Source organism: Akkermansia sp. RCC_12PD (assembly GCF_036417355.1).
Lineage (GTDB): Bacteria > Verrucomicrobiota > Verrucomicrobiia > Verrucomicrobiales > Akkermansiaceae > Akkermansia.
On the sequence record NZ_CP143889.1, the window covers coordinates 109,852 to 128,940 of the forward strand.

General features: G+C 58.1%; 14 protein-coding genes and 2 CRISPR repeat arrays. Of the genes, 5 read left to right on the forward strand and 9 right to left on the reverse strand.

Annotated elements, in window-relative coordinates:
* Positions 1-26: 26 nt before the first annotated feature.
* Both speA and nspC read right to left on the reverse strand, forming a co-directional pair.
* Positions 27-1,964, reverse strand: coding sequence for a biosynthetic arginine decarboxylase (gene speA, locus V3C20_RS00395; RefSeq protein WP_130083453.1), 1,938 nt, complete (start codon positions 1,962-1,964; stop codon positions 27-29).
* Between the two features lie 23 nt (positions 1,965-1,987).
* Positions 1,988-3,190 (reverse strand): carboxynorspermidine decarboxylase, encoded by a 1,203-nt coding sequence (gene nspC, locus V3C20_RS00400; protein ID WP_130083452.1) that lies wholly within the window; start codon positions 3,188-3,190, stop codon positions 1,988-1,990.
* A 223-nt stretch (positions 3,191-3,413) separates the two neighbouring features.
* On the opposite strand from nspC, the gene V3C20_RS00405 reads away from it, so the two are divergent.
* Positions 3,414-4,193, forward strand: a complete 780-nt coding sequence (locus V3C20_RS00405) for a hypothetical protein (RefSeq protein WP_130083451.1) — start codon at positions 3,414-3,416, stop codon at positions 4,191-4,193.
* A gap of 419 nt (positions 4,194-4,612) precedes the next feature.
* Here the strand turns inward: V3C20_RS00405 and V3C20_RS00410 are convergent, their stop codons facing one another.
* A complete protein-coding gene (locus V3C20_RS00410; RefSeq protein ID WP_130083450.1) occupies positions 4,613-6,283 on the reverse strand; it encodes a sulfatase in 1,671 nt (556 codons plus the stop codon).
* Positions 6,284-6,463: 180 nt separating this feature from the next.
* On the opposite strand from V3C20_RS00410, the gene leuS reads away from it, so the two are divergent.
* Together leuS and rpe are read left to right on the forward strand one after the other, a co-directional pair.
* Positions 6,464-9,037, forward strand: a complete 2,574-nt coding sequence (gene leuS / locus V3C20_RS00415; protein ID WP_130083449.1) for a leucine--tRNA ligase — start codon at positions 6,464-6,466, stop codon at positions 9,035-9,037.
* Between the two features lie 25 nt (positions 9,038-9,062).
* Entirely contained in the window at positions 9,063-9,716 is a 654-nt protein-coding gene (gene rpe / locus V3C20_RS00420) for a ribulose-phosphate 3-epimerase (protein WP_130083448.1), read from the forward strand.
* A gap of 137 nt (positions 9,717-9,853) precedes the next feature.
* Here the strand turns inward: rpe and V3C20_RS00425 are convergent, their stop codons facing one another.
* From V3C20_RS00425 to V3C20_RS00445, 5 genes are all read right to left on the reverse strand, one after another.
* A complete protein-coding gene (locus V3C20_RS00425; protein WP_130083447.1) occupies positions 9,854-10,540 on the reverse strand; it encodes a hypothetical protein in 687 nt (228 codons plus the stop codon).
* 280 nt (positions 10,541-10,820) lie between these two features.
* Positions 10,821-11,714 carry a phosphatidylserine decarboxylase gene (locus V3C20_RS00430; RefSeq protein WP_130083446.1) on the reverse strand — a complete coding sequence of 298 codons (894 nt, stop codon included), beginning with the start codon at positions 11,712-11,714 and terminating at the stop codon, positions 10,821-10,823.
* Positions 11,715-11,776: 62 nt separating this feature from the next.
* Entirely contained in the window at positions 11,777-12,424 is a 648-nt protein-coding gene (locus V3C20_RS00435; RefSeq protein ID WP_161981334.1) for a tetratricopeptide repeat protein, read from the reverse strand.
* 93 nt (positions 12,425-12,517) lie between these two features.
* Positions 12,518-12,874: a CRISPR direct-repeat array (repeat unit 31 nt; unit sequence GTTTCAATCCACGCACCCGTGAGGGTGCGAC).
* Positions 12,875-12,877: 3 nt separating this feature from the next.
* Positions 12,878-13,881: a CRISPR direct-repeat array (repeat unit 31 nt; unit sequence GTTTCAATCCACGCACCCATGAGGGTGCGAC).
* Positions 13,882-14,414: 533 nt separating this feature from the next.
* Positions 14,415-16,268: a biosynthetic-type acetolactate synthase large subunit gene (gene ilvB / locus V3C20_RS00440; protein ID WP_130083444.1), complete on the reverse strand. Its 1,854-nt coding sequence runs from the start codon at positions 16,266-16,268 to the stop codon at positions 14,415-14,417.
* A gap of 151 nt (positions 16,269-16,419) precedes the next feature.
* Complete coding sequence (locus V3C20_RS00445; RefSeq protein WP_130083443.1) at positions 16,420-17,028, reverse strand: beta-phosphoglucomutase family hydrolase; 609 nt, start codon at positions 17,026-17,028, stop codon at positions 16,420-16,422.
* 160 nt (positions 17,029-17,188) lie between these two features.
* Here V3C20_RS00445 and rpsT point away from each other — a divergent pair, with 160 nt between their 5' ends.
* Both rpsT and V3C20_RS00455 read left to right on the forward strand, forming a co-directional pair.
* The gene (gene rpsT, locus V3C20_RS00450) at positions 17,189-17,452 is read left to right on the forward strand and encodes a 30S ribosomal protein S20 (RefSeq protein WP_130083442.1); all 264 of its coding nucleotides are present in this window, start codon (positions 17,189-17,191) and stop codon (positions 17,450-17,452) included.
* A 78-nt stretch (positions 17,453-17,530) separates the two neighbouring features.
* Entirely contained in the window at positions 17,531-17,752 is a 222-nt protein-coding gene (locus V3C20_RS00455) for a hypothetical protein (protein WP_205068539.1), read from the forward strand.
* 120 nt (positions 17,753-17,872) lie between these two features.
* On the opposite strand, the gene V3C20_RS00460 is transcribed toward V3C20_RS00455, so the two are convergent.
* Positions 17,873-19,072 carry a 4-hydroxy-3-methylbut-2-enyl diphosphate reductase gene (locus V3C20_RS00460; RefSeq protein WP_067570032.1) on the reverse strand — a complete coding sequence of 400 codons (1,200 nt, stop codon included), beginning with the start codon at positions 19,070-19,072 and terminating at the stop codon, positions 17,873-17,875.
* Between the last annotated feature and the right edge of the window lie 17 nt (positions 19,073-19,089).

The following is a 19,089-nucleotide window of genomic DNA, read 5'->3' on the forward strand; positions in this document are numbered from 1 at the left end:
CCGCCGCTCCGGAGCAACACTTTTCCCTACAGTTCGTAATAGGTATAGCCATTCAGCCCGGAACGGAATATTTCCAGGGCCCGGCGGCGTTCGGACGGCGTGATTTTTCCGGAAGCTACCGCCTGTTCCGCAAAAATGCGGAACCTGTTGACGAGCTCCTTGGGATCATATTCCACGTAGGAGAGCACGTCCGCCACCGTATCTCCCTCCACCTCATGCGTGTAGACGGGGCGGCCGCCTTCCAGATGCACGCCGACGACATTCGTGTCCCCCAGCAGGTTGTGCAGGTCCCCCAGGGTTTCCTGATAGGCGCCTACCAGGAACACGCCGATGTAGTAATCTTCCTCGCCGGGCTTGATGGCGTGCAGGGGAAGAGCCGTGGCTACGTCTTCGCGGTCGATGAAATGGTCGATCTTCCCGTCGCAGTCGCACGTGATGTCCGCCAGCACGGCCTTGTTCGTGGGCCGCTCGTTCAGCCGGTGGAGCGGCATGACCGGGAAAAGCTGGCGTATGGCCCAGGAATCCGGCAGGGACTGGAACAGGGAAAAATTGCCGTAATAAAAATCCACCATGGAACAGGAAAGCTCCCTGAGGTCTTCCGGAATGGTCTCCATCTCCGCCAGCATCCGGGAAATGCGGCTGAGGATGTGCCAGTAATACGCCTCTCCCAGCCCGCGTTCCCGCAGGGTGGCGTTTCCGTAAAAAAACTGGGCGCGGAGCTGGTCGCGGTAATAGCAGGCGTCATTATAGCATTCCTGCATGTTTTTCCGGGCCAGGGTCCTGTCCGTGTCCGCAAAGGCCTTGAGCAATTCGGGCGCGTTTTCCGGCAGCTCCGGGGGCGGTTCCTCCCCTGGGGCGCTGGTCACGTCCAGCACGTTGAACACCAGTACGGAATAATAAGCCACCACGGCGCGGCCGGATTCCGTCACCAGCGTGGGGTGCGGAACCTCGTACTTGGTGCACATGTCCCCCACCACTTCCACCACGTCACGGGCGAACTCCGCAATGGAATAGTTGCAGGAGGAATGGAAATTTGTCTTGGAACCGTCATAATCCACGGCCAGGCCGCCGCCCATGTCCAGCGTCCCCAGCGGAGCCCCCTCCCTGACCAGGTCCACGTAAATGCGGGCGGCTTCCGTCAGCCCCTCTCGCACCACGGAAATATTCGGAATCTGGGATCCCTGGTGGTAATGGAGCAGCTTCAGGCAGTCCAGTGCTTCCATCTGCTTGAGCTTGTCCACCACGTCCAGCACCTGGGCCGCGTTCAGGCCGAAGACGGATTTGTCCCCGGCGGATTCATGCCACAGGCCGGATCCCTTGGCCGCCAGCTTCACGCGAAGGCCCAGATTGGGGCGGATGTCCATCTTTTTGGCGCGGGCGAAGATGGCGTCCAGCTCGGAAGGCATCTCCAGCACGATGAAAATGTTCAGCCCCATCTTCTGGGCGGTCAGGGCCAGGTCGATGAACTCGTCGTCCTTGTAACCGTTGCAGATCAGGTAGGCGTTCGGGTTGTGCATGTGCGCCATGGCCGCGATCAGTTCCGGCTTGGAGCCGGCTTCCAGCCCGTAGTCGTACTTGGTGCCGTATTCCGCGATCTCCTCCACCACCTGGCGCTGCTGGTTCACCTTGATGGGGTAGACGCCCTGGTAATGGCCCTGGTAGTCCGCCTCCTTGATTGCCTTGCGGAAACTCTCGTTCAGTTCCGCAATGCGGCTGCGCAGCAGGTCACGGAAGCGGAACAGGACGGGAACGGTCGTGCCGCGTTCGTTCAGTCCTTCCAGCAGGTCGCACAGGCTGATGTCCTTCTTTCCGCCGTCTTCATCATTCAGGCGTACGGTCACCTCCCCTTTCTTGCTGATCCGGAAATAGCCGTTGCCCCAGTCGTCAATGCCGTACAAATCTGCGGAATCATGATGGCTCCACCCCCGGACTTTCTGTTTAATGCCTTCTTTAGCTGCTGCCATGTCAATAAATCTGGTCAAATGTTTCAGCCCAGGCGGGCTTCAAAATCCTCATAGGAAAAACGGCGCACCGTCTCCACGGAACCGTCGTGCTTCTGCACGGCTATATCCGGATGGGGCACGCCATTGAAAAAGGTGGTTTTCACCATCGTGTAATGGGCCATGTCGTCAAACACAAGCTCGTCTCCCGGAGAAAGGGGTTCCGCAAAGGAATAATCTCCCAGCCGGTCCCCGGCCAGGCACGTAGGCGCCCCCAGACGGTAAGTAAAGGGCTTTTCACCCGGCTCTCCGGCCACGGCATAGCTTTCCCCCTCCATCACTACGGCGGGCTGCTGCCCGGACCGCAGGGAGGGATTCTCCAAAATCTGGAACACATCCGGCCTGTAGGGCATTTCCAGCGTGTCCGGCATGTGGGCAGAAGCGGAAACGTCCAGAATGGCGTGTTCCACCCCCTCGGAAGAAAAAACATCCAGCACCCGGCAGCGCAGCACGCCGGAATGAATGGCGACCGCCTCCCCCGGCTCCAGCCATACATCCACGCCGTAGCGGAAGCGGATGCCGCGCACCAGCTCCTCCAGCAGTTCCCGGTTGTAGCCGGGCTTGGTGATCCAGTGGCCGCCGCCCATGTTCAGCCAGGAGATCTCCGGCCGGGACAGAATGGAGCCGAAGTACTGTTCCACGGCTTTCAAAGTATCCGCCAAATCCTCCGCGCTCTGCTCGCACAGGGTATGGAAATGCAGCCCGGAAATGCCGGACAAGTCCGCCCCCTGCACCAGCTCCGGCGTCACGCCCAGGCGGGAACCGGGCGCACAGGGATCGTAAAGAGGCGTATGGCCCGTGGAAAATTTGGGATTGATGCGCAGGCCGCACTTCAATTCCCCGGACAGGAAGCGAGGATGCCCCGTCACCTCCTCCCGGAAGAAGTTCCACTGGGTCAGGCTGTTGAAATCAAGGTGGTCGGAAATCTCCGCCAGTTCCGCAATCTCCTCCGGAGCGTATGCGGGGGAATAAGTCAATACATGCTTGCCGAATCTGCGCCGGGCCAGAAGAGCCTCCCACAATCCGGAAGCGCAGCAGCCGTCCAGCAGGGGACTCAGACCCTCAAAACAGGGCCAGGTGGAAAACCCCTTCAGAGCCAGCACGACCCGGCACCCCGCGGCATCCGCTACCTCCCTGAGGATGCGGGCGTTGCGTTCCAATGCTGGCTGGCTGACGATAAAGGCGGACATGAAGCAACGACAACCTAAGCGATCTGCAACTATTTGCGAGAAAAATTTTAGTAATTTCCCATCATACCTTCAATTTAAGATATACCAAAGACTTCCGGCCCCGGCGGCCCGCTTCCCCGGGAAGCGGAACCGTAAAAAAACGCCATAAAACGGCACAACCCGCATTCTTTTCCTTGAAATGGCGTGGATTTTCCTCTTTTATAACACAACCATTGCGATTGCCATGACTAACATTCATCCCTTCACCACAGCAGCAGCCTGCATCCTGACCGCAGGGACAGCGCTCTTCACCAGCTCTTGCCAACCAACCTCTCCCGAGAGCTACGCCCGCCAGTTCGCCACCGCGCAGAACGTATCCGTGCACGGATACAACGGCCGCGAAACGCTGACCAGCAGAGTATATGCGGACTGGGGCGGCATGCCGGACAACGCGCGCCGGGCCATGACGGAATACATCAAGGGGGCCGAATGGAAAAAGGCCGACTACATCCGGCCTCAGTACTTCATCCAGGTGGACCGCTCCTTCTGGGTCATCTGCATGGACAACGACGGCAACCTCGCGGGCATCGTTCCCTTCCGTAACGGCAAGGACGCCCGCAAGATTTCCGTCAACAATCACTTCAACATGCTGGTCAACACCACGGACAAGGCTCCGGCCCTGGGCTACGCCATCCTGAAAAACCTGGCCTATGCCGACGGACTGCGCGTCAGCACCCGCAAGGCTGACGGACTGACCACTCCCATCCCGGCGCCTCCCGCTGTAAAAGTAGTCGTTCCGCCCAAGGAAGCCGCTCCGGCCGCCCCCGCCGGCAAACCTGCCGCCGCACCGGCCGCTAATGCCAATGCGGACGCAGACGCGGAAGATGCCGACAACGCGGTTGAAACGCCCGACGACGCCACGGCAACCGACACGGAAGAAACTCCCGCCACGGATGCCCCGGCTGCGGACAATGCCGCCGAAGGAGACGCCCCCGCTGCGGACGCTCCCGCCGACGACTTTTAAGACAGCCGGCCCGCCGGGGAAGCATCCCTGAACAGGCACTTTGCATCAACAGCCCCGCCCGGTCTTCCGGGGCGGGGCTGTTTCCTATCCCCCCGAACGGGGACGAAACACGGCACGGAGGCGAGCCTCCGGATGAAACCGGGCGGGAACTTTGCCCCTCCTTCAGACGCACGCCTTTCATGGCGTCCCGGAGTCCCGCAAGGAAAACGGCTTGACAAGACAACGGCGAAGTACGGCTCTTCACGTATGAAATCCGGAAGCGGAGGTGCAACATCCGGGGAAAAACCGCCATTCCATCCGCATGAAAAACGGCATGCCTTCCCAACCCGCTGCCGGAGATAGGAAAACATGCCGCGTATAGTATAAAGCGGATATGGCTCTCTCTATGCAACAACGCCGGAGAAGCACCAAGACCAGGATTACTTCACCTGGTCAGGCCACGGCACTGACGTGCCCTCGGCAACTCCCAGGGAATTTCCCTTCTTGTAAGTGGGCATCAGAGCCTTCCTCTCCCGGAGCAGCCTGCCCATCACGGAAGCCATCTCCTTCACTTTCTTCGGTTCCGCGGAAGCCAGGTTATTCTTTTCGCTAATATCCTTCCGCAGATTGTACAATTCAAAACTCTGGTCCCCGTGACGGTAAATCAACTTCCAGTCACCGCGCCGCAGTGCGGTGGAAGCGCCGTACTGCGTTGCCTGGCGGCTGCCTTCCCCCCAGTTGTTGGGCTGGTGGAACAAAAGGGGACGGTCGGCGGGGAATTGCGCCCCTTTCAGCAGGGGCACCAGGCTGAGGCCGTCCAGCTTCTGCGGTGTTTTCAAATTCCTGCATCCCGCCATATCGAGCAGCGTTGGCAGAAAATCGTCAATAATGACCGGCACGGAGCACCGGGCACCTCCCTTGGTGACTCCCGGCCAGGAAATAATCATCGGCTCACGGATGCCGCCCTCCATGCACCCTCCTTTGCCGAAGGAAAGCGGATAATTGGAATCCACGTTGCCAAGCCTTCCGGAGATGGCCAGCCCCCCGTTGTCAGACATGAACACCAGCACCGTATTTTTATCCAGATTGTTGTCCTTCAAGTATTTCATGATGTCCCCCAGGCTCTTGTCCATCCCTTCGATCAGGCCGGAGTAATGTTTTTCCCTCGGCGACCACGCGTGACCGTCCTGCGGGTCTTTATAGGCATCCGCAAACCTCTTGTCATACGCGCGTTCATCCAGCGGGGAATGAAGGGCATACTGGGCCAGGTACAGATAGAAGGGCTTTCCCGCTTCCTTGGGATTGTTCCTGATGGCCTCCAGCCTCTTGATGGCCTCCTGGGTCAGCGCCTCCGTCAGGAACACGTCGTCCTGGTAATAATTATTTTCATCCAGTCCGCGCACATGGTTGAAACCCTTTCCGTAATGCTTGGAGCCGCGATAATCCGCCGGATGTCCGATTTCCGTACCGGCAATATTGTAGTCAAACCCCATGTTCAGCGGGTTGGAGCCTGGCGTTCCCTGCGTGCCGAAATGAGCCTTCCCGCAGTGCACGGTCACATAGCCGCACTTTTTCAGCAGCTGGGGCAGCGTGATTGCCGTGGCGAAGGGACGGGTCATGTTGTAGTGCATGTCCTCTCCGGAAATGGGGCGCTTCGTCACTCCCTTGGCGGGCGTTCCGACTGGCTGAAGACCGTTGAGGGCCCAATCCGGCGGCTGGAGATTCTTGCTATTCTGGTCTGTCGTCTGGTTTTGCTGCCTGACCCAGTTGGTCACCCGGTGGCGGCTCGGATTCATGCCAGACATCAGGCTCACGCGCGACGGCGTGCAGAGGGGGTGCGCATACGCATCCGTAAACGTCATGCCCTGGGCGGCCAGTTTCTCCATGTTCGGCGTCCGGTAGCGTTTATTCAGGAAAGTCTTGACCGGCTGGCCCTTTTCATCCGTCCAGAACGGCACGGACGTATCCTGCCATCCCATGTCATCCACCAGGAAAACAATGATATTGGGCTTTTTTCCGGAAACGGCATGGGAGGAATTCTGGGCCGACGCCCCTGCAAGCAGGGAGAGTACGCCGCAGGCGGCGGAGAGGAAACAGACTGTGAACTTCATGATTTTTTAGTTAATAACGTCAGGACAAACCTTTCAACGTTAAAATACGCATCCTGCGTCTCTGGTCTTTCTTTTTTTTCCGGAAAAAGGGATTGATTCTCTGAAAGGTCCGGAAACGCCTGACGCCGCCGGGGTTTAGACTTGATCGCCCCCCGGCCGGAGTATACATTCCTCCGCATCATGTCCGAGCGCAAGAAACCATATCCTTTTGACGTCTTTGAGCCCAAATGGCAGCAGATCTGGGACGAACGGAAGACTTTCAAGACAGGCAACCCCGGGGATGAGGGATTTGACGCTTCCCGGCCCAAGTGCTACGTGCTGGACATGTTCCCCTATCCCAGCGGCGCGGGCCTCCATGTGGGCCATCCGGAAGGGTACACCGCCACGGACATTGTGGCGCGCTTCAAGCGCATGAACGGCTTCAACGTGCTTCACCCCATGGGCTGGGACTCCTTCGGCCTTCCTGCGGAGCAATACGCCATCAAGACCGGGCAGCATCCGGCCATCACCACCTTCCGGAACATTGACAACTTCCGCCGCCAGCTCAAGATGCTGGGCTTTTCCTATGACTGGGACCGGGAAATCGCCACGACGGACCACGAATACGTGCGCTGGACCCAGTGGATCTTTCTCCGTCTTTACAACTCCTACTACAACAGGGAATTGAAAAAGGCGCGCCCCGTCTCCGAACTGGAGGCCCAAGGTCTCACCCGCGAGGAAATCGACCAGCGGCGCCTGGCCTACGTGGCGGAAGTGGCCGTGAACTGGTCCCCGGACCTGGGCACCGTGCTCGCCAATGAGGAAGTGGAGGAATGGAAAGCCAAGGGCCACCACGTGGAACGCCGCCCCCTGCGCCAGTGGATGCTGCGCATCACGGACTATGCCGAACGCCTGATTGACGAACTGGAGCCCCTGGACTGGCCGGAATCCATCAAGCTGCTCCAGCGCAACTGGATAGGCAAGTCGGAAGGGGCGGAAGTGGACTTTGAGCTGGGCGGGGAAACCATCACCGTTTACACCACGAGGCCGGACACCCTCTTCGGCGCCACCTACATGGTCCTTTCCCCGGAACACCCGCTGGTGGACGCCGTCACCACGCCGGAACGGAAAGAAGCCGTGGAGCAGTACCGCGCCCAGTGCGCCTCCAAGAGCGATCTGGAACGCACGGACCTTTCCAAGGAAAAAACGGGCGTCTTCACCGGCGCGCATGCCGTGAACCCGGTCAACGGAGAGCAGATTCCCGTCTGGATTGCGGACTATGTTCTGATGGGCTACGGAACCGGCGCCATCATGGCCGTTCCCGCCCACGACGAACGCGACTTCGAATTTGCCGGAGTATTCGGCCTTCCGGTCCTCCAGGTGGTGCAGCCGCCCACCGGAGATACCGACTGGCGCGGCTACTGCGGGTATGAGGGTACCAGCGTGAACTCCGGCTTCCTGACCGGGCTGCCCACGCCGGAGGCCAAGGAAAAAATGATCCTGTGGCTGGAAGAGCGCGGAAAGGGACGCCGCAAGGTGAACTACAAGCTGCGCGACTGGCTCTTCTCCCGCCAGCGCTACTGGGGGGAACCCTTCCCCATCGTCTGGGAGGACGGCCGCCACCGCGCCATTCCGGAAAACGAACTCCCCCTGCTCCAGCCCGCCCTGGACGACTTCGCCCCCACAGGAGACCCCCGCGGACCGCTGGTCAAGGCCACTGAATGGATCGCCTACACGCCCACGGCGCACCGGGAAACCAACACCATGCCGCAGTGGGCCGGCTCCTGCTGGTATTACCTGCGCTACCTGGACCCGAAAAACAGCGAACGCTTTGTCAGCCGCGAAGCGGAACAATACTGGATGGGCTCCGCAGGCACGCCCGGCGGCGTGGACCTGTACGTGGGCGGCACGGAACACGCCGTGCTCCACCTGCTCTATGCCCGCTTCTGGCACAAGGTCCTCTTTGACCTGGGCTACCTCAGCACCAACGAGCCATTCCAGAAACTCGTCAACCAGGGCCTGATCCTGGGCGAAGACGGGCAGAAAATGTCCAAGTCCCGCGGCAACGTCGTCAATCCGGACGACATCGTGCGCGAATACGGTGCGGACGCCCTGCGCCTGTATGAAATGTTCATGGGCCCGCTGAAAGACGTAAAACCCTGGGCCACCAAGGGTGTGGAAGGCATCTCCCGCTTCCTGGCCCGCGTCTGGCGCGTGGCCTTCCAGGAAAACCAGGAAGGGGAATGGGAAATCAATCCCAAGCTCGTCTCCGGTGCGCCGGAAGCCGCCGTGCTGCAGGTCCGCAAGGAACTGCACAAAACAATCAAAAAGGTGACGGACGACATTGAAAGCATGTCCTTCAACACCGCCATCGCCAAAATGATGGAATGCACCAACGCCATGACCTCCGCGGACGTGGTGGATGTGCAGGACTACGTGGCGTTCCTGACGTTGCTCAACCCGTTTGCCCCGCATATTACGGAAGAAATCCATGCACGCCTTCAGGCGGCATTCCCCGACGTGCCGGAAACACAGCTCTGCCAGAAAAACTGGCCCGCCTGCGATGAAGCCCTGCTGGTGGAAAACACGGTGCCGATGGTCATCCAGGTCAACGGCAAGCTGCGGGACAAGCTGGAAGTGCCCAGGGACATCTCCCGGGAAGAACTGGAAAAGATTGCCCTGGCGTCTTCCAAGGTAAAAGTCTTCCTGGACGGCGTAACGGTACGAAAAATCATCGTCGTGCCCGGCCGCCTCGTCAATATCGTAGCCAATTAACCTTACAGGAAAGGATGCCCCGACCATGACCATGATCGCCCCGTCATTGCTGGCCGCCGACTTCTCCAGAATAGGGGAAGAGGCGCGCCGCGCCTTTGAAGCAGGAGCCGACTGGCTGCACCTGGACATCATGGACGGCCACTTTGTGGACAACATCTCCTTTGGTCCTGAAATCTGCGCCGCCGTCAGAAAGGCGGTGGGACCGGACCGTTTTCTGGATGCCCATCTGATGATCGAACGGCCGGACCACTACTTTGGCCGTTTTGTCAAAGCGGGCGTCAACCTTATCTGCTTCCATGTGGAACTGGGGGATGAATACTACATCCGCAACACCCTCAAACGCATCCGCAGGGCGGGCGTGAAAAACGGGCTGGCCGTCAATCCGGCTACTCCCTTTGAAACCCTGCTTCCGTTCCTGGGAGAAATAGACCTGCTGCTGGTCATGTCCGTGGTGCCCGGGTTCGGCGGACAATCCTTCATGCCCTCCGTCCTGGACAAGGTGGTGAAAGCCGCGGAATGGAGAGCAGACCACCAGGCATCCTTCCTGATTCAGATGGACGGCGGCATCGGCAAAAACAATGCCGACCAGTGCGCATTGGCGGGAGCGGACGTTCTGGTGGCGGGGTCCTCCACCTTCAAGGCCGCGGACATGGCCCAGGCTATTGCAGAAATGAAATAACTGCCGGAGAAGCCGGCATTTTCTCTCTTTTGCCCCCTCATTTCCCGTTTCTTTCCTTTCCTGCCGGGTACCCAACAAAAAACCGGCATCCCTCCACGAGGAATGCCGGACTTGGTAAGACAATTGCGAAATGGCCGTCAGGCCCTGCGTCTGCGCATCAGCAGAGCTGCCAGCCCCAGAATTCCCAGGGAAGCGGTTGCGGGTTCCGGAATGGGCGCTACGGTCACTTCCGCCTTGAAGGACGGCCCCCAGCCTCCCGACTGTACACTGGTAAACCCTGGGTTCGTATAAACATCGCCAATGTCCACTCCGTCGGCTTCCTTCCCAATCCTCAGCCGGGCGCTGACAAAATTCACGCCATCCCATACGGTATCATCCGTAATTTGCACCGTGGTGAAAGCCACGTAATAAGTCACTCCGCTATTGAGCTCCAGATTATTAAAAGAGGCACTCTGCCATGAGGCGGAGCCATCCGCCGCGCCCTCCCCTGCCATGTCAATCGTTGTAGTGGACTGCCCGACAAACGTAGAACTGTCCTTGGTGGTGGCGGAGGAAAAAATCGTGACGTACAAGCCGTTATTGGCATCCGTCCTGTTGGTGGCCTTGGCAATATCCAGGGACTGGAGATACACTGTTGAATTCTGGGCAATGCCGGACCCGGAGGAAACAAGCATATGGTCCAGATCAAAGGAAAAACCGTAGTAGGCTCCATATCCCCCCGAAGTCAGGGTGGAAGGATCATCCTGGGTCGTGGTGCTTAGAATGGTGGCAGCCTGCGCAGTTGCCAGGGATGCCACCATGCCGAGAATGCATAAACATTTCATAACCTTTATCTATGAGGGGAGTAAAACACGGGAAAAATACCGCAACAAAAAGAAAATAACGGATTCCTAATCCGTACATTTATTTTGCCGTTTGTCCCCCGTATAACTTCTAGAAGGTCATGGGTAAAGAGAAATGGTCAAAAAAGACCAGAACTAAATTAGAATGATCATTTTCAATGTTTTATGAAAAAACAAGGCATTCATTATTAATAATTCACGTTGTTAACGGATTAGGAATCCGGGGAATACCGTCTCATCCTCCCTTTCCAGATATCTGTCATTAAACAGATTTACCCATCATATCTCCCTGACGGGCAAACACTTCTATTCCTTCTCCCGTTTTTTTCAGAAGATCGGGAGCCAGCCTGATTCTGCCCGGTTCAAAAAAACACATCACTGTGGAGCCGCCAAATGCAAAATATCCCTTCTCCGCCCCTCTGGCAGCAAACTCTTCCGGAACGTAAGTCTCTTCAATAAGCCCTACGCCGGTGGCGCCCACCTCCAGCATGGCCACTTGACCCCAGGACTCCGACTGGATGAGCGTCAAATTCCGCTTGTTCGTCCACAGCCATGACAGGCTCCGGCTCAGGCAATACGGAGACACGCTGGCCAGGGGGCCGCCCATTCTCCTCCACATGCCGGGAATGCCGGAAACGGGAAAATGAAAGCGGTGATAATCCGTAGGACACAGGCGGGAAAGAACCACGGCGCCCTCCGCATACCGCTCCGCCAGGGAGGCATCCCCAAGCAGCGCGGGAAGATCGAAACGCTGGCCTTTCACAAAAACGCCGCTGATGCGGTCTGCCCGCTCCCAGCCCATGTGGCGGGCGTCCGCCGGGAAAACAGCCGTCTCCTCCCCTCCGGACAACGGACGCGCCCCGGCTTTCAGGCGACGGTAGAAAAAATCGTTGAAATGTTTAAACTCTCCCAGCCCTTTGAGGGACTCCTCCATGTTAATGCCGTACTCCTCCACAAAGGCGGGAATGCCTTTGGCGCTGGAAGGCCGGTTCTTCCACCACCCCATCAGGGCGGAAAACATGCCGCGCTTGACCAGAGCATGCAGGGCAAGCCTCCCGGAAGCGGTGCCGTAAATCCACTGGAGGTACTTCTCCCCCAGCACCTGTTCCTGCTCCACTCGGCCCGTATAACGGTTATAATAGCTTATGCCCTCCATGAAAGGCATAGAGTGTCGTTCCCTGCCCTTTTTGTCCAGTCGAAAGACAGCCTCCTGACGGACTAGGAACCCTTCAGCCGTTCCAAGGCATCCTCGGCGCCGAATGCCAGACTGCCTGCCGCACGTTCATACCATTCCCGTGCAAGGTTCAAGTCCTGCGGCACTCCGTTGCCGTGTTCATAACAGGCGCCCAGCAGGTACTGGGCATCTGCCTCGTCCCCTTCCTCCGCCGCTTTTCTCAGCCAATGCATGAATAAAGCGTCATTCTTCTTCACCAGCCCCCCTTCCCGGTACTCCAGAGCCAGCGCAAACATGGCCTCCGGCTCCTCCTGCTCCGCGGCGCGCTGAAGCCAGAGCAGAGCCTTGGCATCATCTTTCTGTACAGCCAGTCCTTCTCTGAAACACTCGTACAGGCAAAAGGCGGCGTCCCTGTCTCCGGCATTGGCCTCCCGATTCAATCCGGGAAGCGCCTTGTGAAACCACTCATCCGCCAATACGGCATCTCTGGAAACGCCATTTCCCTTCTGATACATGCGTCCCGCCTGAAACTGGGAATACGCATCGCCCGACTCCGCCTTCCGGATAATGCTCCCCCATAACTCCTTCAACGATCTGTCCACCTTCCTGAGCTGCCACTTGGAATACAGCCACAGCGCTCCCCCTGCCAGAAGTACCAGAAAGAGGGGACTCCACTCCAAAAGATCTTTCAACCAATCCTTTTGCATACCGTACTCATATCACTCTTTTTCCTCCTTCCTGTCCATCACAAACTGCAAGTATGCAACATATAACAGCGTCCCCGCGTTGCAATCCACACACTCGTGAGGGTGCGACGTAGTAGCAATATCAAACGTGGCGCCCTGACATAGTTTCAATCCACGCACCCGTGAGGGTGCGACGGAAACCATCACGGGTACCCTCAACTCCATTGACCGTTTCAATCCACGCACCCGTGAGGGTGCGACCCGGCCGCCCTGATTGTTGTGCAGCTGGCGCGTGTTTCAATCCACGCACCCGTGAGGGTGCGACTTACAGGGAATTAGGGGGAAAGATAGCAAGCATAGTTTCAATCCACGCACCCGTGAGGGTGCGACTTATGACCGACGCCGAATTTGCCAACCTCCCCGCGGTTTCAATCCACGCACCCGTCTTCCCCAATCGGAGTTTCAATCCACGCACCCATGAGGGTGCGACTGCAGCGGCAGTTGAGCCGGGAGTACGGGAAGCTGTTTCAATCCACGCACCCATGAGGGTGCGACAGGCACCTATCAAGGACCGGACTTGGTCGGAGATGTTTCAATCCACGCACCCATGAGGGTGCGACCCGGAGCTTTTGCTGATGGCGCGGAGGCGGCCCTGTTTCAATCCACGCACCCATGAGGGTGCGACATCAGGGGCAAAAATGAGAGAGGAAATGAGAGAGGTTTCAATCCACGCACCCATGAGGGTGCGACTTCTCTTCAATAAAAGGAGAGGTTAGAGAGGTAGGTTTCAATCCACGCACCCATGAGGGTGCGACTCAGTCTCATTCTTATCGCGGGTATGAGGTACAGAGTTTCAATCCACGCACCCATGAGGGTGCGACTTTATTGCATGTGTGCGAAAAGTGTGATTGCTTGTTTCAATCCACGCACCCATGAGGGTGCGACTTGTTCATCACCCCGGAAACACGGCGTCCATCAGGTTTCAATCCACGCACCCATGAGGGTGCGACCAGTTTGATTCAGGTTAATTGATTATGAGTGAAGTTTCAATCCACGCACCCATGAGGGTGCGACTGAGTGAGTTTGCCGCCCGTAGTGCGGAGGCTCAGTTTCAATCCACGCACCCATGAGGGTGCGACAACTCGCCAAGAAGTGGGCCGCTTCTGTGGAGGCGTTTCAATCCACGCACCCATGAGGGTGCGACCGGATGGTATCATGGAGTTTTGCGCAACGCAAAGTTTCAATCCACGCACCCATGAGGGTGCGACTCGATTGCCGCGTCAATCACATCGGCTGCCTTGAGTTTCAATCCACGCACCCATGAGGGTGCGACGCACTTTTCACCTCGGCTATTAACGGCGTTTGATGTTTCAATCCACGCACCCATGAGGGTGCGACATGATTCTTTTGGCAATTATGTCATAGTCAAAAGGTTTCAATCCACGCACCCATGAGGGTGCGACGGCCTGAAGCGCAGGGATTGAAGGTCAGAGGTCCAAATGGCGTTTTGCGCCAACCTGTTCAATCATCCTGCGCTTTGCAGGTCGTAATGATGAGTGGTTCGTTTGTCAATCTTCAAGCCTCAATGACGTACAGAGTGCGCCAGTTTCCCGGCGATTTTCTGTGAGCTTGGGGTTGGCGCAAGGGGGCCGCAGCAGAAAGGACATGCACGAATTGTTTCATGTTCCTGCCATGACCGCTTTGTGCACAGTCAGGTGGTATGCCGACATGCTAGCCATTCCCTGGGGGAACGTCCAGAAGCTTCTTCGAACACCACCGTCATTCCCGGCTTGTCTTTCATCCGTATTCCCGGTTCATTTTTCCAGGACAGTCCCGGCATTTGTCCACAGAGTTTTCAAGGGTGAGTTCCGCTTTTTTTCCGGCCTCCATTTTCATTCCCGCCCATTTGTTAGTTTCTTTTCCGCCAACATGAAACGGGGCCGCCCTTAAGGGCGGCCCCGTCTTGAATGATGGTGAACGGGAAATGTTTTTCGCCCTACAGGGCGGTCGGGATTTCCTTGCCGAGTTCGGACGCCTTTTTGGCAGTACCGTCGCCGGCGATGCGTTCCAGGATCACGTCCTTGTAACTCATGCCGCCCAGAATCATCGGCAGAACATGCACGTCATGGGGAACCATCACGTCCAGAACGTATGCCTCCGGGGATTCAATCATGCGGGTGATTGCTGCGGGAAGTTCCTCAATGCGGAGCACACGCTCGCATTTGACGCCGAACCCGGCGCAGATGAGCGGATAATTCGGGTAGATGATATCTTCCGTCTTGTGGGTGGGGTCGTAGTCGTCGTGCGGGTCCGCCAGGAAGGTCTGCGCGCGGTTGGAGTCGTACTTCAGGTCTTCCCACTGTACTACCATGCCCAGATGCTGGTTGTTCAGGATGATGCATTTGACGGGCATGCGCTCCACGTGGATGGTCGCCAGCTCCTGAATGTTCATGAGCATGGAGCCGTCTCCGTCTATGTTGACGACCAGCTTGTCCGGATAGGCCAGGCAGGCGCCCATGGCGGCGGGGAGGCCGTAGCCCATGGTGCCCAGGCCGCCGGACGTGGCCAGGCGGCGGGGCTTGTCAAATTTGAAGAACTGGGCGGCGAACATCTGGTGCTGGCCCACGCCGGTGCAGATGATGGGGTCCTTGTCCGCCGTCTGGCGGTAGAGTTCCTCAATCACGGACTGCGGAGCGATGTAGCCCTTGCGGTCTTCATAGGAGAAGGGGTACTGTTCCTTCCAGCCTTCGATCGTCTTGAACCATTCCGGCGTACGGGTGAAGCCGGAGGATTTGCGTTCCCACCCCTTCCCTGCCAGGGCCGCGTTGAGAACGCCGAGGGCGTCCTTCACGTTGGCGCGGATGGGATGGGCGACTTTTTTGTTTTTGTTAATCTCGGACGCGTCAATGTCAATGTGGACGATAGTGGAGTCCGGACAGAACATGCTGACGGCTCCCGTCACACGGTCGTCAAAGCGTGCGGCCAGGGCGATGACCAGGTCCGCTTCATTCACGGCATTGTTGGCAAACACGGCTCCGTGCATGCCCAGCCATCGGAGGGAGAGCGGGTGAGTTTCCGGCATGGCCCCGATGCCCATCAGGGTGGTTGCCACGGGAATCTGGGTGCGTTCCGCGAATTCCAGCAGGTCCGCGGAGGCTTCCGCGGTGATGATGCCGCCGCCGGCATAGATGACGGGACGGCTGGCGTTTTCAATCAGGGGGATGAGGGCTTCCAGCTCTTCCACGGGAACGGGCAGCACCGGATTGTAGCCGGGGAGGTCCATTTCCATGTCGAAGTCCGGAGTGAAGACGGCTTCCTGCACGTCCTTGGGCATGTCAATCACCACAGGGCCGGGACGGCCCGTGGAAGCGATGTAAAAGGCTTCCTTCATGATGCGGGGCAGTTCTTCCGGTTCCGTGACCAGATAACTGTGCTTCACGATGGGGGCGGTCATGCCGAACACGTCCGTTTCCTGGAAAGCGCCGCGGCCAATCAGGGAGCGCATGACCTGCGCGGTGATAGCCACCAGGGGCGTGGAGTCCAGATAGGCGTCCGCAATGGAGGTGATCATGTTGGTGGCGCCGGGGCCGGAAGTGGAGATACAGACGCCCACCTTGCCCGTAACACGGCCGTAGCCTTCCGCTCCAAACGCGCCGCCCTGTTCGTGGCGGGGGAGGATGGTCCGGATTTTGGGCTGATGGCTCAGGGCCTGGTGAATCGGCATGCTGGCGCCGCCGGGATAGGCAAAGACGACGTCTACACCTTCACGCACGAGGCATTCCACGAGCACTTCGGCTCCTGTCATGCGGGTTTTCGTCGGGGCGGATGATGTTTTGTCGTTTGTACTCATGTGCAAATAATATTTTTATTTGTTGCGTAGGAAAAGAGGTTCTAGCGCATTCCGCGCGCAATGTGAAGCCTTTTCATCCAAAAGTCAGAGGCGTGCCGCCTGCGGGAATACGCCGGGAAAAGACGCCGCGGCACAGGCGCGGCGGATAGTATCAGGAGAGGGACGGCCTGCGCACCCGCACGCAGTCCATGCCTGCGGCGGCAGCCGCGGCAATGCCCGGAACGGCGTCTTCAAACACCACGCAGCGGGAGGGGGCGGCCCCCAGCCGTTCCGCGGCCAGCAGGAACATGTCTGGAGCCGGTTTGCCGTGTTCCACGTCCTCAGGGGTTAAAATCACGTCGAACAGTCCCGTCAATCCGGCGGCGGCCAGGGTGCGGCGCGCGCCGGGAATGGCGCTGCCCGTGGCAATAGCCTTGGGGGCATCCCCCAGGGAGTGCACGAATTCCAGCACTTCCCCGATGGGCTGCATGCCTTCCTGCTCCAGCATTTCCAGATAAATGCGGCGCTTGTCCGCCGCGGTGGATTCCGCATCCATCACCAGCCCGTAGCGTTCATTCAGGAAGTACACCACGTCATTGGCGGATTTTCCGCCGCAGGAGTAGAATTCATCCTCCCGGAAGACGGATGCGGGAGCTCCTGCGCGGGCCAGGGCCTTGCGCCATGCCTTGTAGTGGAGGGGCATGCTGTCCACAAGAGTGCCGTCCAGGTCAAAAATATATCCTTCATATTTTTTCTCAGGCAAATCCACGCGCTTGTTCATGACGGCGCTTATGATGCCACGCCTCCGTTTTCCGGTAAAGCCCGCAGTCTGACCGCATGCGGCCGGAATGGCTTAAAAAATACATCCTGAGCTTGACATTTTATCCTGTTATTCTAATGTTTCTGCCACCTCGAAACGAAAACCGAACCTTTTTTCGAACATGGCCAATACCAAATCCGCACTCAAGCGCATCCGTCAGACCGCAACCCGCACCGCCCGCAACCGCGCCACGACTTCCAAGCTGAAAACTCTACGCAAGAAGATTTCCACCGCTGTTGAAACGGCTGACAAGGAAGCCGCCGCCACCGCTTACAACACGTTTTCCTCCGCAGTTGACAAGGCCGCCAAGGTAGGCACCATCCCCGCCAACCGCGCCGCCAACTACAAGAGCAAGGCCGCCAAGGCCATCGCAAAAATCGCCTAAGTTTTCACTTCGGTTTTCTGTCGATCTTATGGCAAGCCGCTCTGTTTATCTGAGCGGCTTGTTTTTATTATGACTCCCATGCAGCAATCCCGCCTGGATAAAGCCAAACTGATCATCGACCGCCCCGCGGATTTCAAGGTCTGCGAAGCCTGCGGCTCCATCGTATCCGAAACCACTGCGGCATGCCCCAACTGCAACGCCTACCGCTTTGACGCCAATCCGGATTACGTCGTGGAACAGGCCGTGCTGCTTGCCTCCCGCGAGCAGCGTTCCGTCACGCCGGAAGATCTGGAAAAGTAGGACTTTCGCCGCCCGGCCTTCCTTCCGGGCCGCCATTCCGCCTCAGCAGTTTTTTCAGGAGCCTCCCCTTCCGGGGCAGGCTCCTTTTTCATCTCTCCGTGCAGGAACGACAGACCGTTTCTATTTGCGGAGGTCTGCAATGCGCAGGATAGTCGCCTCAATCAGGTTGGCCGGGCACGAGGCTCCCGCCGTAATGCCCACTTTCAGGGATTTGCCCAGATTCTGCACTACGGGCTCCGTGGTCATTCTCCGGACTTCCCGCGTTTCCGTATCAAAGGCGTCCACATACTGGATGGATTTGATGCTTTCAGCGGATTCAATGAAGTAGGTGGGGACGTGTTTCCTGGCGATGTCCACCAGATGCGTGGTATTGGAGCTGTTGTAGCCGCCCACCACAAACATCACGTCCAAGGGGTTTTTCAAGAGATCGTACAGCGCGTCCTGACGGTCCTGGGTAGCGCCGCAAATGGTGTCGAACACATAGAAGTTGTCGTCGTCGCCGTCGCGCTGGACGATGGCGTCCCTGATCATTTTCTGGAGCGTCTGGGTTTCCGTCTTGAGCATGGTCGTCTGGTTGGCGATGCCCACTTCCTCCAGATCGCGGTCCGGGTCAAATCCGGGGGAACAGCAGCCTTCAAACCGTTTCATGAAGGCTTCCCGGCTGCCTTTGCCGAGGATGTAGTCGCATACGGCGGCGGCATCCTCCAGGTCATAAACCACCAGGTATTTTCCCCTGCCCTTTTCACCTAGGGCGCGGGAAGCCGTCGCGCTGGTTTCCTCATGGGTGGCTTTGCCGTGAATGATGGAGGTGATGCCCATGGAGGCGTAGTTTTTCACCCTTTTCCACACTTTCATGACGTCCCCGCAGGTCGTATCCACGATCTGGACTCCCTTTTCCTCCAGCGCGTCCATGAAGGAGGTGGGAACGCCGAAGGCGGGAACGATCACCACGTCGTCCGCGACAATTTGATCATAAGAGGCGTCCAGATGCTTCCAGGGAAGTTTTTTAATGCCCTTCCCCTCCAGCTGGCGGTTTACCTCCGGATTGTGGATGATGTCGCCGATCAGGTAAATCTGCCGGTCCGGGAAGACCTTGCGCGCCGCATAGGCGATGTCGATGGCGCGGCGGACGCCGTTGCAGAATCCGAATTCCCTGGCCAGGAAGAATTCCGTATGGCCCAGGTTGTACACATTACCCGCGGCGCGGATGTGGGAAATCAGTTCGCTCTGGTAATGCTGCTGGATTTCCTTCTCCACCAGTTCCATCACCTCGGCGCGTCTCACGTTCACTCTGGCTTTGCGGGTTGAGTCCTGATTCATGCTCACAGCTTCCACAC

Excerpts from the sequence above, each read along its gene's own strand:
- speA (WP_130083453.1), bottom strand. The coding sequence starts at position 1,964 with ATGGCAGCAGCTAAAGAAGGCATTAAACAGAAAGTCCGGGGGTGGAGC.
- nspC (WP_130083452.1), bottom strand. The coding sequence starts at position 3,190 with ATGTCCGCCTTTATCGTCAGCCAGCCAGCATTGGAACGCAACGCCCGC.
- V3C20_RS00405 (WP_130083451.1), top strand. The coding sequence starts at position 3,414 with ATGACTAACATTCATCCCTTCACCACAGCAGCAGCCTGCATCCTGACC.
- V3C20_RS00410 (WP_130083450.1), bottom strand. The coding sequence starts at position 6,283 with ATGAAGTTCACAGTCTGTTTCCTCTCCGCCGCCTGCGGCGTACTCTCC.
- leuS (WP_130083449.1), top strand. The coding sequence starts at position 6,464 with ATGTCCGAGCGCAAGAAACCATATCCTTTTGACGTCTTTGAGCCCAAA.
- rpe (WP_130083448.1), top strand. The coding sequence starts at position 9,063 with ATGACCATGATCGCCCCGTCATTGCTGGCCGCCGACTTCTCCAGAATA.
- V3C20_RS00425 (WP_130083447.1), bottom strand. The coding sequence starts at position 10,540 with ATGAAATGTTTATGCATTCTCGGCATGGTGGCATCCCTGGCAACTGCG.
- V3C20_RS00430 (WP_130083446.1), bottom strand. The coding sequence starts at position 11,714 with ATGGAGGGCATAAGCTATTATAACCGTTATACGGGCCGAGTGGAGCAG.
- ilvB (WP_130083444.1), bottom strand. The coding sequence starts at position 16,268 with ATGAGTACAAACGACAAAACATCATCCGCCCCGACGAAAACCCGCATG.
- V3C20_RS00445 (WP_130083443.1), bottom strand. The coding sequence starts at position 17,028 with ATGAACAAGCGCGTGGATTTGCCTGAGAAAAAATATGAAGGATATATT.
- rpsT (WP_130083442.1), top strand. The coding sequence starts at position 17,189 with ATGGCCAATACCAAATCCGCACTCAAGCGCATCCGTCAGACCGCAACC.
- V3C20_RS00455 (WP_205068539.1), top strand. The coding sequence starts at position 17,531 with ATGCAGCAATCCCGCCTGGATAAAGCCAAACTGATCATCGACCGCCCC.
- V3C20_RS00460 (WP_067570032.1), bottom strand. The coding sequence starts at position 19,072 with ATGAATCAGGACTCAACCCGCAAAGCCAGAGTGAACGTGAGACGCGCC.